Genomic DNA, 13,731 nt, shown 5'->3' with positions numbered 1-13,731 from the left:
TGGCCCTTGTTGCCATGCCAAGCCCATCGCAATATCCCTTCATGACGAAATACGGTCGAAACCACGAACTTCGGAGCGGAGCACGGAGATCTGACATCGCCGTCGACGAATCAATACCGCGGCGGCCGTGTCCACCGATGACCTGGATGGAAGTCCCCGAAGCTCGGATCGGCTAGCGCTGGTCGTCATGTCTGCTCCTTTGAGGCGTACTGCTTCTTGCAGAAAGACGTGCATGCCGACCTAGCGGTGAGACGGTCCCTCCGCCGATACATTCGGTCGGCCAACGGGAGGCATCGCCAAGCACCAGGACGATCATATTGGGCTGTTCGACCCAATATAGGCCGATCGAGTACCGATGCGCCAGCCTTTTGGCCGAGTAATATCCTCGACGATCTCATCCTTTGGGTCATGAGACCCAAAATTGCAGGTCATCCGACTGCCCGCCTCGCCGAGGTCCGACTTCGTCGACTGAAACCGCCGAGGTCGGCAGCTGGCCGTGGGTTCGACACACGTATTTTCATTTCGGCCAACGCGTTTGGCCTCACCCGGGCGTCGTGATGACGCAGGGCAGTTACAGGTCGAGCACAAGATCGCCGCGTGGCGCGGCACAGCAGATCAGCGCTTCCCCGTCGGCGGGCAGGTTCAACGGTGTGCTGACGTAATCCAGACCACCTGCCACGACAGCGGTCGCGCAGGTGTGGCAGACGCCGCTGCGGCAGGAGTACCGCGTCGCGATGTCGCATGCCTCGGACAACTCGAGCAGGGTGCGGAACCTCGGCGACCACGCCACCGTCAGGCCTGACCGCGCGAATGTCACGGTCGGGCCGATGCCGGCGGGCCCTGCAGGGGGATGGGGATGGGGATGGATCTGCGGTCCGGCGGTCACGGCGCCGGGGTTGATGGGTGAGCGCGCACCGAACAGCTCGGTGCGGATGGCGCGGGGCGAAGTCCCCGATGCGGTGAGTGCGTGTTGCATGTCCTGCATGAATCGGGCAGGGCCACAGAGATATACGGTCGCGTCACGCGGCAATCCCATGCCCGTGATCGTGGCCTGGTCCAGGCGATGCCCGGAACCGCCGGTGTAGAAGATGTGTTCTTCGGCAGCGGGCAGAGCGTCGATGAGCGTGCTCACTTCGTCGGCGAACGCATGCGTGGCGGCGCCACGGGTGGTGTGGATCCAGCAGACCTCTCGAGTGCTGCCGGTTGCTGCCAAGTGATGCAACATGGCCAAGAGGGGCGTGACGCCGATACCGGCAGACAGCAGGACGACGGGATTGTCGTCCTCGGTGAGATAGAAGTCGCCGCGCGGAGCGGCGGCCTCCACGCTGAGTGTGACCGTGGCGTTGTCGTGCAGCCATCGGCTCACCTGCCCGAGCCTGTCGCGTTTCACGCTGATCCGGTAGACCCCCGCGGTGGGCGCCCCGGACAGTGAATAGCTGCGCAGTGGAGCCGGGTCACCCGCCGCCGAGACCCGCAGCGTCAGGTACTGGCCGGGCAGTGCCGGTGCGAGTGGCTCGTCGGCGGCCAACTCCAGCGACATCACCTCGGCGGCCTCGCGCCGAGTCGCAGCGATGCGCAGAGGGCGAAAGCCTTGCCAGGAGATGGCATTGGCGCTGGGACGCGACGCCAGCAGATCTCGGAAAGACTCGACCCATCCTGGGCTCAGCGCCGGATTGTCGACTGCCTGCTCAAGGCACCGCCGATCCGGGTTTGGTAGATACAGCAGCGCGTCGACCTCGGCAACGGAGAGTTGGTGTGGACCACGACGGGTCTGCACGATCGGGTCGCCGGCACACACGTGACCTTCGGTCAGCACACGAAAGTAGAAGCCTGGCCGACGGTGGGCCACCAGCAGCTGGGCCATGTCGGGCACGCCCAAACGCAAGCCGACGCGAAAGCAGGTGACGCGCGGCTGAGTGACCTCGAACTCGGCCGCGCCGATTCGGTAGCGGTCCCCGATGCAGACGGTGTCGTCGGCCAGGCCCGTCACGGTGAAGTTCTCACCGAACTCACCCGGACGGAGGTCATCGCGGCCCAGCTTTGCGCGCCAGTAATCGTATGCCTCGGTCTGATACACCATCACGGCGCGGTTCACCCCACCGTGGCCGTTGAGGTCGCCCTGCGCATCGCCATCGACATTGAGCCGCCGCACCAGCACGGGGCCCTCCACCGGGGTTTTGAAGATTGCGGTACGCACAAGCCCGCCCTGCCAGGGAACATCCCGGGGTAGGCCGACGTTGGCTGAGACCAGCTTCGCCACCCGTTTCCCTTCGGTCTCGTCGGTTCGGGTTCGAGCGGGACACCGAGTTGCCCCGTTTTGGGTGATGCATCCCAATATTGCACCGCCAGGGCATGCGGTCAATACGAAAAACTCGGCCGTTCAGCCGATACGGACTAGCGCTTGGGGCAGATCGCGCGCATACTGGGCGCACCGACCCAAAATCTAGCGTTGGCATATTGCCGTTCTGGAGGTTTGTCATGGCCGTCGTTCACCACCGATATGTCACCGTCGATGGACACCGGTTGTTCTATCGAGAGGCCGGTGACGCTCACGCGCCGGCAATTGTTCTCTTACATGGATTTCCCACGAGCTCATACATGTTTCGCCATCTCATCCCTGTCTTGGCCGACCGGTATCACGTGATCGCACCGGACCATCTGGGCTTCGGCCTGTCGGACGCGCCGTCTGCTGACAGCTTCCAGTACACGTTCGATGCGTTGAGCGCTTTGACGGCAGGGCTGTTGAGAGCGTTGGGCGTGCAGACATACGCGATGTACGTCCAGGATTACGGCGCTCCGATCGGATGGCGGCTGGCGTTGGCCGACCCCGATGCCGTTACCGCCATCGTCAGCCAGAACGGCAATGCCTACGACGCCGGATTCGTAGAGGACTTCTGGAGGACGGTGTGGGACTACCAGTCTGACCCGAGCCCGGTAGCCGAAGCCGCCGTGCGCCAGTTCTTCAGCCTGGAGGCTACCCGTTGGCAATATCTCACGGGCGTCGACGACGCGAGCCTGGTCGACCCGGAAACGTGGGTTCACGACTATGCCTTGCTGTCACGGCCAGGCAACGACGAGGTGCAGTTGGCACTGTTTCGCGACTATGCGACGAATTCCCCTATGTACCCCAAGGTTCACGAATACTTTCGGCGGACCGGTGTGCCGCTGCTGGCGGTGTGGGGCCGTGGCGACCAGATTTTCGGCCCCGCGGGTGCTGAGGCGTTCAGGACAGACCTGCCCGACGCCGAAATCCATCTGATCGACGGCGGCCATTTCCTGCTTGAAACGGCACTCGATGACGTGACCGGCCACATCCGTGCATTTCTCGCCGATGCGCTGCGCACGCCCGTAGCGGCGAGTTCGGTCGGTCGGTGACACCCTGCGGTACGGTCCAAAGCCTGCGCGACAACATGCGCTAGACAGCAGCAACCGGGCCCGTCCAAGGGCGCCAGGGCGGAACTGGCTGGGCTAGCCAGCCCATTTTTTCGGAAGCGCCCCGGTAGACTGGTGGACAAATGGGCGCCGCGGACTCTTCTGGTACTCAGGCATTCACCACGAAAGGGCTTGCCACCCGAGAGCGAATCCTGCGCGCGGCCGCCGAGGTCATCCTGTCCGAGGGCCTCACCGGATTTAGCAACGAGAAGGTGCGCCAGGCGGCCTCGGTCAGCGGGTCGCAGCTCTCGCACTACTTTGACGACAGGCAGTCGCTGATCCGCGCGGTGTTGGAACGCCAGATCGAGGTGGTGCTCGACTTTCACCGCCAACCCGCGTTGCATGGCCTCGATACGTTCACCGACTGGGAACACTGGGCCGATCTGAACATGAGGTACCTCCGCAAGATCGGCTACCGGAGTACGCCCACCTATCACACGCTGGCCGGTCAACTGGCCAAGTCCGACGATGAGACACGTCGAACCTTCGCCAACGGGTACTGGCGTTGGGTCGATCTACTCACCGAGTCTTTTCAGCGGATGAAGGACCGCGGTGTCCTCGTCAGCGCCGCCGAACCGCGGCAGTTGGCGTTGGTGGTGGTGGCTGGTCACCAGGGTGCGGGCACCCTCGCCTTCGCATACCGCCAATCGTGGCCGCTGGCCGATATGACCCGGTTCATCGTCAACTACCTGCGCTTGTTCGCCGTCGACCCGGCCGAGCGAGTTCCCCGCCCCCCGCGTCGACGCCGCCGTCGACCCGTTGACCCAGCCGCCGATACTGAGCCCGGCGACGCGCGATACACCAGTAAAGGCATGGCTACCCGTGCCCGCATCGTCGACGGCGCGGCCGAATTGATACTCCAGCGCGGTGTGCGCGGCACGAGCTTGATCGACGTGCGCAGGCACGTCGGCGTGAGCGGATCGCAGCTGTCACACTATTTCACCGACAAGCACGACCTGACCCGCCAGGTCATCGCGGCGCGCAGAAGGTGTGTCGAGGAGTTTCACACCCAGCCCGAACTACGTCGCCTGGACACGTTGCCTGCCCTGCGCAGATGGGCCGAGTTGTGCTGGCAGGAGTCGGGATCTTGTTATCTCGAAAACGGTTGCGTTTACGGCTCGTTGGCCGGCGAACTGCTGGAAGCAGACGATCTGCTCCTCGACGATCTGGCAGTCGGCTATGACCGCTGGCTGCAGCTGTTCGAAGATGGCCTCACCGCGATGCGTGCAAGCGGAGAGTTGTGCCCCGATGCGCATCCACGGCATCTCGCGGTAGCGCTTGTCGGCGCCCATCAGGGCGGCACCATGTTGACCCACATGACGAAGTCGGCCGACCCCTTCCGAGCGGTGGTCGACGCGGCTGTCGACTACGTCGCCTCGTTTCAACCGGTGCCGCGAAAACGAGCCGTCCGCAAGGTATCTCGATCAAAAGCCAAGCGCTGACGGACACTTCGGCAGCAGCCGGCCTGCGCATGAAATCTGCTACACCGCGTCCGGTGCGTTCGAAGATTTCCGGCGATTGTCCAGTTCAATGGCTAGCTGCTCGATGTCCGACGCGATCAGCGTGGGCAGCGGTAAGCCGGGCGCCGGCAACGGCGCGTTGCCCGTTCGGGTGATCAGCGCGGCGCTGAAACCGGCGGCCCGGGCGCCGATGAGATCCCACATATGAGCGGCAACCATCATGCAATCCGAAACTCCGACGCCCAACTGCCGCGCCGCATCCCTGTACAGTTCGGGGCACGGCTTGAAGACACGCAACGCGTCCACGCTGAGTCGGCGCTCGAAATACGCTCCGAGGCCGGCAGTTTCCAGCGGCGATGGGCCCTGCTGCCGCGGCGGCGAATTGGTCAGCGTCGCGAGTCGGTACCCGAGGTCAAGCAGCCGCTGCAGACCCGGTGCGACGTCCGGATGCGCGGGCATCGTCTGCATGGCATCGACCAGCTCTTCGCGGTCGGCATCGGTGACGTCGATCCCACGGATATCGGCCAGCATGTCGAGAACGGCGCGCCCCAGGGTGAAGAAGTCGGTGTAATAGCCCGCCAACGTCGCCGCCATCGAGTACGTCACCAGTTCGCCGAACCAGGCGCGCTGCATCGATTCATCGCCGAACAGCCGCGCGAAATACGGCTTCAGCGTGTCCAGGTCGAGCAACGTCTCATTGACGTCGAACACGAGCACCGACGGCACCCGCTGGTCAACGGTCACCGTAGCGCCGAATCACTTACCGGTCGGGCGTGCACGAACCTAGTCTGAACCGCGGGACCCGTGATGTCCACGGGTGGGCGGAAGCGCCCTAGCCGGCAGCGGCTGCCGCGGGGCGCCGCTGTCGCGACGGCCGACGCCGACGTGGCCGCCGAGGCGCCGTGGGCTCTGGTCGACTCGCTGTCAGGGGCTGGGAGAACGTGCGCTCGCCCGGTGCGATTTCGTGCAACACCGGGTGCGATGCACCGCTGAACCGCGTGATCGTCGGTTTCACGCCCGCCTTACGGACGAGCTGGCGCACGTCTGACACCTGGTCGTCGAGCATCAGCGTCACCACCGTGCCGTCGGCTCCGGCGCGTGCGGTACGGCCCGATCGGTGCAGATACGCCTTGTGCTCAACCGGGGGATCGGCGTGTACGACCAGGTTCACGTCGTCGACGTGGATTCCCCGCGCCGCGATATCCGTCGCCACCATCACCGTCGCCGAACCATCGGAGAACGCCGCGAGGTTGCGGGTGCGGGCGTTCTGAGACAGGTTGCCGTGCAACTCGACGGCGGGAACACCGCGCGAATTCAGCTGACGGGTAAGAGCTTTGGCGCCATGTTTGGTCCGGGCGAACACGATGGTCCGACCGGGCGACGCGGCAAGATCGGTCAGCACGTTGACGCGCGCCGCCTTGTCGACGTGCAGCACATGATGTTCCATGGCCGTGACGGGCGCCTCCACTGAATCCACGCTGTGCACCACCGGGTTGTTCAGGTACCGCTTGACCAGCACGTCCACCCCGCCATCGAGGGTGGCGGAGAACAACATCCGCTGCCCGTCGCGCGGGGTCTTGTCGAGCAGTCGCTTCACCGGGGGCAGGAACCCCAGATCGGCCATGTGGTCGGCCTCGTCGAGTATCGAGATCTCGACGGCGGACAGATCGGCGTGGCCGGATTTGACGTGGTCCTCCAGGCGGCCCGGGCAAGCGATAACGACGTCGACGCCCGCACGCAGCTTGGAAATCTGCGGTTGCGGTCCGACACCGCCGAAAATGGTCACGGTGCGCAGGTCCGTCGCGGCGGCCAACGGCGCCAGCGACGCAGCGATCTGCGCGACGAGTTCGCGGGTGGGCGCGAGGATGAGCGCCCGCGGACGACCGGAAACCCGCTGGGCACGTTGCGCAGTGAGCCTCGTCACCATCGGCAGCAGGAACGCGTAGGTCTTACCGGATCCGGTGCGACCGCGGCCGAGGACGTCACGGCCGGCCAGTGAGTCGGGCAGCGTCGCCGCCTGGATCGGGAACGGGGTCTCGGCGCCGTTGGCGGCGAGAACGCTGACGACGGCTTCAGAAAGGCCAAGGTCGGCGAAAGTGGGCACGCTTGTGCCACAGGTGTTTTGAGCAGACAAGTAAGAACTCCAGAAAGTTAGAATGGTCGTCCTGCCCGGCGCGGAAAATTCCGCGGCGCTCGGTATGACGATCGAGAAGCGGCAAAAGGCAGAACAGAAGATGCCGCTGGACACCACTCTACAGGGAGGTCGCCCGATTCGGTTAATCGGTTACGGCAGCAGCGAGCGCAATTCCTCGACGAACCGCACCGTTTCGCGCGCGTCGGTGGCCAGCGGATGGACCAGCATCGTCGTGACGCCGGCCTCGGCAAATGCCGCGAGCCGTTCCTTGACGAACCCGCGCGGCCCGACCAGTGACACGTGACGCACCAACTCGTCGGGCACCGCGTTGATCGCTTCGGTCTTCTTGCCCGCGAGGTAGAGGTCCTGAATGTGGTCGGCCACTTCGCCGAACCCGTAACGGGTCGCCAGGTTGTGGTAGAAGTTGCGGCCACGTGCACCCATGCCGCCGATATAGAGCGCCAATTGTGGTTTCGCCCAAGCCAATCGGTCGTCGACATCATCGCCGATCGCCAGCGTCGCGCTGACCATCACATCCAGCGGCCCCAGCGAGGGGTCCCGTTTGGCGAAACCCGCGCGCAGCGACGAGCCCCAGACGTCGTCGGCCTTCTCCGGATAGAAGAACACCGGTTGCCAACCCTCGGCGATTTCCGCGGTCAGCTCTACGTTCTTGGGGCCCAGTGCGGCGATGGTCACTGGAATGCGGTCGCGCACGGGGTGATTGATCAAATGTAACGGCTTACCCAACCCGGTGCCCTGCTCGGCGGGCAACGGGATCTGGTAGTGCTTACCGTCGTACTGCACGTCCTCGCGGCGCCAGACCTGCCTGCAGATCTCCACCACCTCGCGGGTGCGGCCCAGCGGGGCGTCGAACGGCACCCCGTGGAAGCCCTCCATCACCTGCGGACCCGAGGTGCCGATGCCCAGGCGGAACCGGCCACCGGAGACGTAATCGAGGCCCGCTGCCGTCATCGCTAGCAGCGTGGGCGTGCGGATGTAGATCGGGACGACGCCGGTGCCCAGCTCGATCCGGGATGTCCTCGCGGCCAGAAAACCCAGCTGGCTGATCGCGTCATATGAGTAGGCCTCGGCCACCAGGGCCAGGTCGACGCCCACTTTCTCGAGTTCGACGACCTGGTCGACCGCGTCTAGGAAGCCGTCCGTGTAACCCAAGAAGATGCCTGTGCGCATAACCAAACGTTATAGCGCCAACGGCATGATCCACGGGATCCGGGGCCGACGCGCTCAGTGTGGTTGCGCCACCCGGGTGGTGTAGTGGCCGTGAAACGTCAGCGGCAGATGGTGGCGCAGTGCGCCGACATAGACCGGCCCGGCTTCGAGGTCCTTGGCGTCGAACACCATCAGCTTGGCGATGTCCTCGATCCCGTCGAGGACCGGCGCCAGCAGCCAGCCGTCGTCCTCCTCGGTTGCTCCCGGCCGGGCGGCGAACACCGCCTCGTGCGGCAGGAAACCGTCCGGGTACCGGAACACCGTCTCAGTGCCGGTGTGGTTGTCGATTTTGGCGAGCGCGTTGGGGTACAGGTTCCCGTCCAGGCCTGCCGACATGTAGAAGTACCGGTTCGGTTGAGCCATGTGGGCCACGTTGATGCTGGGGAACTCACCGTTGAGCCCGGAGAACTCCGCGATGTCGACCGCCCCGGATGGGGAGATGCGCACCCTTGTCGGCACACCGCCGTACGGCGTCGTCGAGGTTTCCAGCAGGGTCTCCACCGAAGAGAGCTGACCGTTGAGTTGCTCCCAGGTCAGGTGATAGTTGAGCACATCCACCACCACGTCATCGCCGTCGTCGTAGGAGTTGCACAGGTGCAGGTGCATCAGCGGACTGGTGTAGATCACCCGGGTCTCGCCGCCGTCGCGCGGGACCAGCGCGATCATGGTGCCCAGCGAGGCCTCGTAAGTGATGGCGTCGATGTAGTTGCACAGTCCAAATGCGGCGCCGACGAACTTCTTGAGCGGAAACACCAGCGGTGGGATGACGAACACCATGTAGCGATCGGTAAGTCCGACGTCATGGTTGAACATCGGTCTGGGCAGCCGAACGCTGCCGAGCCGCTTCATCTTTCCGGTGCGGTCGACCCGATAGCAGATCAGCTTCGGCACCGGCATCATCGCCAGCCCGAAGTTGAACATCTCGCCGGTGTCCGAGTCCCATTTGGGATGGGCCGAGAATGCGCCCAGCCACTTGAGCTCGCCGTCGAAGTCGTATTCGCCCTTGGTGCGCAACGTGTCCGGATCGAGTTGGGTCGGGCGGCCACCCTCCCACAACGCCAGCAGCTTGCCTGCGTGCATGGTCACACCGGTGTTCGCGACGTTGGCGGGAAGCTGCAGTGCGTTGGCCATCACCCCGCCGGGCCGCATGGTGCCCAGCGCCCGGTACGGTGCGGCGTCGGACACGATGGATTTCTGGTAGTGCTTGGTCTGGATGAACCGGTTGCGGAACCGCACCACGCCGTCGGACATCGAGAACATCGACATCATGCCGTCGCCGTCGAAGAGGTGCTCCAACCGAGTTCCGCCAGCCTCCAATTTGCCCGGACCGTTGCGGTACAAGGTCCCGCGCAGATCAGCGGGTAGCGCACCTTCCACGGTGTCGACGGTGTAGGTGTGCTCGTCGTAAAGCGGTGCGTAGGTGGTGAACTTGCGGCCGGCGGCATGCTGATTGCTCATCGCGAACTCCGATCTGGGTCAAGAGGCTCTGCGGACGCGCAAGGTGCACGAAGGGCATCGCAGAGTGCGCGTGGAAGACTTTCTCGCAGGCGGCTTTACACCCCATCCGACAGATCGAACGCAGCCATTCGTCACGCACGGGGGCGATCGGTCCCACCTGACCGGCCGGTGACGCGGTGCGGGCAAAGTGCATGAAGGATATGCCTTTCGGCTCCGGGCAATCCGACCTTAGCGGCCTTCCAGCGGCCGCCCGCTGTTTTCCATGATCTTGATACGACAGTTCCTAGGGCTTCAAGAGCGCGATGACCTTGTTCTCCAAATCCACCGGATCTTCGGCGAACGGGTCGACCGCCGCGGCCTTGGGCAGCACGACCTCTGGGTCGGCGAAGTCGCGGTAGGTCTTGTCCCCGGTCAGCAGGTGCAGCAGATAGCCCGTCATCAACGCCCGCACCACCTTCTGGGTGCTGCGGTCGGCGCCCGGCAGCCCGACCGCACGGGCCAGCCGGCGCCCCTCGATCAGCCCGCCCGCCTTGGCCTTGTTCACAGTGCGCAGCGTGGCGCCCTTCCACACCCGGCTCAGTTCCACCGCGTTGGACCGCAAGGTCATCGGGTCGCCCGGGGCGGTCAGCACGAGGCCGGGCACCGCAAGCGTCGCCGCCGGCTCCTCGGCCGCCGGCCTGGTGACGCTGGGAAACGCCGCGACGACGGCCTTCGGGGCGGTCGGCCCTGCCGGTATCCCGGCCGCGGTGAACACCGCCGCCGAACCGCCGAAACCGTGCCCGACGACCCCCAGCTTGGTCGGATGCACGCTGATCTTGCCTGGACCCAGCCGTACGCCGCTGATGATGTCCAACGCCGTGCCCAGGTCGAAGGCGAAATTGAGGACCGACGGCGCCAATCCCGTCTCGGTGTCGGGTGCCGCCGCGACGATGCCCCAGGACGCCAGATGCTCCAATGTGCCGTGGTAGCGGTCGGCCTTGGCCACCCAATCGTGACCAAACGCCACCCCCGCGAGGTTCATCCCCGACTCCGGGGTGAACACGACGCCGGGAAGGCCGGCAAATGCCAGGTCACCGCGCAAAACGCGGTGCGGGCCGCGGCGGGTCAACGCGGTGAAGAGCTTCTTCGTGCTGGCCACCACCGAACCGTAGCGCAGCGGGTGTGGCCCAGCTCTTGCACTACCCTTTAAGGCTATGTGCGGAATCGTCGGCTACGTGGGGCAACGTCCTGCCTGCGAGATCGTCGTCGACGCGCTCCGCCGGATGGAGTACCGCGGTTACGACTCCTCGGGGGTCGCGCTGCTCGACGGCCACGGCGGGCTGACCGTGCGCCGGCGGGCCGGGCGGCTGGCCAACCTGGAAAACGAGCTCAGCGCCACCGATGCGCAAGCCCTTGCGGGCAGCACCGGGCTCGGCCACACCCGCTGGGCCACCCACGGCCGGCCCACCGACCGCAACGCCCACCCGCACCGCGACCGCACCGGCAAGTTCGCCATCGTGCACAACGGCATCATCGAGAACTACGCCGCGCTGCGATCCGAACTCGAGCACACCGGGGTGGAGTTCGCCAGCGACACCGACACCGAGGTCGCCGTGCACCTGGTGTCCTGGCAGTACCAGCACGGCCCGACCGCAGGCGACTTCGCCGCGTCCGCGCTCGCCGTGTTACGCCGCCTGGAGGGCCACTTCACGTTGGTGTTCGCCAACGCCGACGAGCCAGGCACGATCGTCGCCGCGCGACGCTCCACACCGCTGGTGCTGGGCGTGGGTGACGGCGAGATGTTTCTGGGTTCGGATGTGGCGGCGTTCATCGACCACACCCGCGACGCCGTCGAACTCGGCCAGGACCAGGCGGTGGTCGTCACCGCCGACGGGTATCGCATCACCGACTTCAACGGCGTCGACGACGGCGCGAGTGCGCGTCCATTTCATATCGACTGGGACATGTCGGCCGCCGAGAAGGGCGGCTACGAGTACTTCATGCTCAAGGAGATCGCCGAGCAACCCGCCGCCGTCTCCGACACGCTGCTCGGTCATTTCGCCGACGGCCGCGTCGTGCTCGACGAGCAACGGCTGTCTGATCAGGAGCTCCGCGAGATCGACAAGGTCTTCGTGGTGGCCTGCGGCACCGCTTTCCACTCCGGGCTGCTCGCCAAATACGCGATCGAGCACTGGACCCGGCTGCCCGTCGAGGCCGAACTGGCCAGCGAGTTCCGTTACCGCGACCCGGTTTTGGACCGCCACACCCTGGTCGTCGCGATCTCGCAGTCCGGTGAGACCGCCGACACGCTGGAGGCGGTGCGGCACGCCAAGGAGCAGAAGGCCAAGGTGCTGGCCATCTGCAACACCAATGGCAGCCAGATCCCCCGGGAATGCGACGCGGTGCTCTACACCCGCGCCGGACCGGAGATCGGGGTCGCGTCCACCAAGACGTTCCTCGCCCAGATCGCCGCGAATTACCTTGTCGGCCTGGCCCTTGCCCAGGCCCGCGGCACCAAGTACCCCGATGAGGTCGAGCGCGAGTACCGCGAGCTGGAGGCCATGCCCGACCTGGTGGCCAGGGTGCTAAACGTCATGGAGCCGGTCCGTGAACTGGCGCACCGGTTCGCGAAGTCGCATACCGTGCTGTTCCTCGGCCGCCACGTCGGCTACCCGGTGGCGCTCGAAGGCGCGCTGAAGCTCAAGGAACTGGCGTACATGCACGCCGAGGGATTTGCCGCCGGCGAGCTCAAACACGGCCCCATCGCGCTGATCGAAGACGGACTGCCCGTCATCGTGGTGATGCCCTCACCGAAGAACGCGCCGATGCTGCACGCCAAGCTGCTGTCCAACATTCGCGAGATCCAGGCCCGCGGCGCGATCACGATCGTCATCGCCGAGGAGGGCGACGAGACGGTCCAGCCCTTTGCCGACCACCTGATCGAGATCCCGGCGGTCTCGACGCTGTTCCAGCCGCTGCTGTCGACGATCCCGCTGCAGGTGTTCGCCGCAGGCGTCGCGCAGGCCCGCGGCTACGACGTCGACAAGCCGCGCAACCTGGCCAAGTCGGTCACCGTCGAATAGTGCAGGGCAAGGTCGGGGGCTTCAAGAACGACCGGGCGCGGACACACTTTCTCGCCGTCTATGACAAGGCGATGGCCGAGTTGCCGCCCGCAAGCGAAACTCGCGATGTGCCAACGCGGTTCGGCACCGTACGGGTCTACCGGTTCGGCGGTGCCGCCGACAAGACGCCGGTCATGGTGCTGCCCGGGCGCAACGCGTCGACACCGATGTGGCGGGCCAACCTGCCGGCGCTGCTGGAGCACCGTCCCGTCCTGGGAGTCGACCTGCTGGGTGAGGCCGGAATGTCCGTGCAGCGCAGGCCGATCACCGGGCCCGCCGACGAGGCGCAATGGCTCGACGACACGGTGGCCGCGCTGAACCTGGCCCGGGTGCACCTGATGGGTGTGTCCCTCGGCGGTTGGACCGCGGTCAACTATGCGGTACGCCGGCCGGGCCGGGCCGCCTCGCTGGTGCTGCTGGACCCGGTGTTCACGTTCGCCCCCGTCGCGGTCAAGGCGGTGCTGGCCTCGCCGGCCCTGTTCCTGCCCGGGGTGCCCGGCGGGCTGCGCAGGCGGGTACTCAGCTGGATCTCGGGCGGCGCCGAGGTCGACGACTCGCAGCCGGAGGCCGCGCTGATCTCCGCCGGTTCCGCCGACTACGCGCTGCGCAAGGCCATGCCCAAGCTGATCACCGACGAGCAGTTGCGCGCGCTGGACATCCCGGTGCTGGCGCTTCTCGGAGGCCGCAGCGTGATGCACGACGCAGCCCGGGCGGCCGCACGGGCGCGAAATCTGTTGCCGCGCGGACAGGTCGAGTCGTGGGCCGACGCCTCCCACAGCATCAACGGCGAATACGCGGCCGAGATCGCGGACCGCGCGGGCGCGTTCTGGGATCAGATCTGAACCTGGCCGCGACCGCCTGCCGAAAATTCCGGCATAACTTCGGTCTCGGCGGTGAGGACCGACGTAGGGTAGCG

Annotated in this window: 10 protein-coding genes; 4 read left to right on the top strand and 6 right to left on the bottom strand. The window is 65.8% G+C overall.

Annotated elements, in window-relative coordinates; genetic code table 11:
• Positions 1-571: 571 nt before the first annotated feature.
• On the bottom strand, positions 572-2,260 hold the full coding sequence (locus K3U96_RS20515; protein WP_220690932.1) for an MOSC and FAD-binding oxidoreductase domain-containing protein: 1,689 nt from the start codon (positions 2,258-2,260) through the stop codon (positions 572-574).
• Between the two features lie 218 nt (positions 2,261-2,478).
• On the opposite strand from K3U96_RS20515, the gene K3U96_RS20510 reads away from it, so the two are divergent.
• Positions 2,479-3,375 (top strand): alpha/beta fold hydrolase, encoded by an 897-nt coding sequence (locus K3U96_RS20510; protein ID WP_220690931.1) that lies wholly within the window; start codon positions 2,479-2,481, stop codon positions 3,373-3,375.
• 140 nt (positions 3,376-3,515) lie between these two features.
• Entirely contained in the window at positions 3,516-4,874 is a 1,359-nt protein-coding gene (locus K3U96_RS20505) for a TetR/AcrR family transcriptional regulator (protein WP_220690930.1), read from the top strand.
• 39 nt (positions 4,875-4,913) lie between these two features.
• Here the strand turns inward: K3U96_RS20505 and K3U96_RS20500 are convergent, their stop codons facing one another.
• The 5 genes from K3U96_RS20500 to K3U96_RS20480 all read right to left on the bottom strand — a co-directional run bounded on the left by K3U96_RS20500 (position 4,914) and on the right by K3U96_RS20480 (position 10,852).
• On the bottom strand, positions 4,914-5,618 hold the full coding sequence (locus K3U96_RS20500) for a haloacid dehalogenase type II (protein ID WP_220690929.1): 705 nt from the start codon (positions 5,616-5,618) through the stop codon (positions 4,914-4,916).
• Positions 5,619-5,724: 106 nt separating this feature from the next.
• Positions 5,725-6,996 carry a DEAD/DEAH box helicase gene (locus K3U96_RS20495; RefSeq protein ID WP_069405228.1) on the bottom strand — a complete coding sequence of 424 codons (1,272 nt, stop codon included), beginning with the start codon at positions 6,994-6,996 and terminating at the stop codon, positions 5,725-5,727.
• A 180-nt stretch (positions 6,997-7,176) separates the two neighbouring features.
• Positions 7,177-8,217 carry an LLM class F420-dependent oxidoreductase gene (locus K3U96_RS20490; RefSeq protein ID WP_220690928.1) on the bottom strand — a complete coding sequence of 347 codons (1,041 nt, stop codon included), beginning with the start codon at positions 8,215-8,217 and terminating at the stop codon, positions 7,177-7,179.
• 54 nt (positions 8,218-8,271) lie between these two features.
• The gene (locus K3U96_RS20485; protein ID WP_220690927.1) at positions 8,272-9,714 is read right to left on the bottom strand and encodes a carotenoid oxygenase family protein; all 1,443 of its coding nucleotides are present in this window, start codon (positions 9,712-9,714) and stop codon (positions 8,272-8,274) included.
• Positions 9,715-9,997: 283 nt separating this feature from the next.
• Positions 9,998-10,852: a dienelactone hydrolase family protein gene (locus tag K3U96_RS20480; protein ID WP_220690926.1), complete on the bottom strand. Its 855-nt coding sequence runs from the start codon at positions 10,850-10,852 to the stop codon at positions 9,998-10,000.
• A gap of 55 nt (positions 10,853-10,907) precedes the next feature.
• Between K3U96_RS20480 and glmS the strand changes: the two genes are divergently transcribed.
• Positions 10,908-12,776: a glutamine--fructose-6-phosphate transaminase (isomerizing) gene (gene glmS, locus K3U96_RS20475; protein WP_069404767.1), complete on the top strand. Its 1,869-nt coding sequence runs from the start codon at positions 10,908-10,910 to the stop codon at positions 12,774-12,776.
• Positions 12,776-13,657 (top strand): alpha/beta fold hydrolase, encoded by an 882-nt coding sequence (locus tag K3U96_RS20470; RefSeq protein WP_220690925.1) that lies wholly within the window; start codon positions 12,776-12,778, stop codon positions 13,655-13,657. Before glmS ends, K3U96_RS20470 begins: the two co-directional genes overlap by 1 nt.
• Positions 13,658-13,731: the final 74 nt, after the last annotated feature.

Source organism: Mycolicibacterium holsaticum DSM 44478 = JCM 12374 (assembly GCF_019645835.1).
GTDB lineage: Bacteria > Actinomycetota > Actinomycetes > Mycobacteriales > Mycobacteriaceae > Mycobacterium > Mycobacterium holsaticum.
This window is presented reverse-complemented; position numbering and strand designations above follow the sequence as displayed.

Excerpts from the sequence above, each read along its gene's own strand:
- K3U96_RS20510 (WP_220690931.1), top strand. The coding sequence starts at position 2,479 with ATGGCCGTCGTTCACCACCGATATGTCACCGTCGATGGACACCGGTTG.
- K3U96_RS20485 (WP_220690927.1), bottom strand. The coding sequence starts at position 9,714 with ATGAGCAATCAGCATGCCGCCGGCCGCAAGTTCACCACCTACGCACCG.
- K3U96_RS20505 (WP_220690930.1), top strand. The coding sequence starts at position 3,516 with ATGGGCGCCGCGGACTCTTCTGGTACTCAGGCATTCACCACGAAAGGG.
- K3U96_RS20490 (WP_220690928.1), bottom strand. The coding sequence starts at position 8,217 with ATGCGCACAGGCATCTTCTTGGGTTACACGGACGGCTTCCTAGACGCG.
- glmS (WP_069404767.1), top strand. The coding sequence starts at position 10,908 with ATGTGCGGAATCGTCGGCTACGTGGGGCAACGTCCTGCCTGCGAGATC.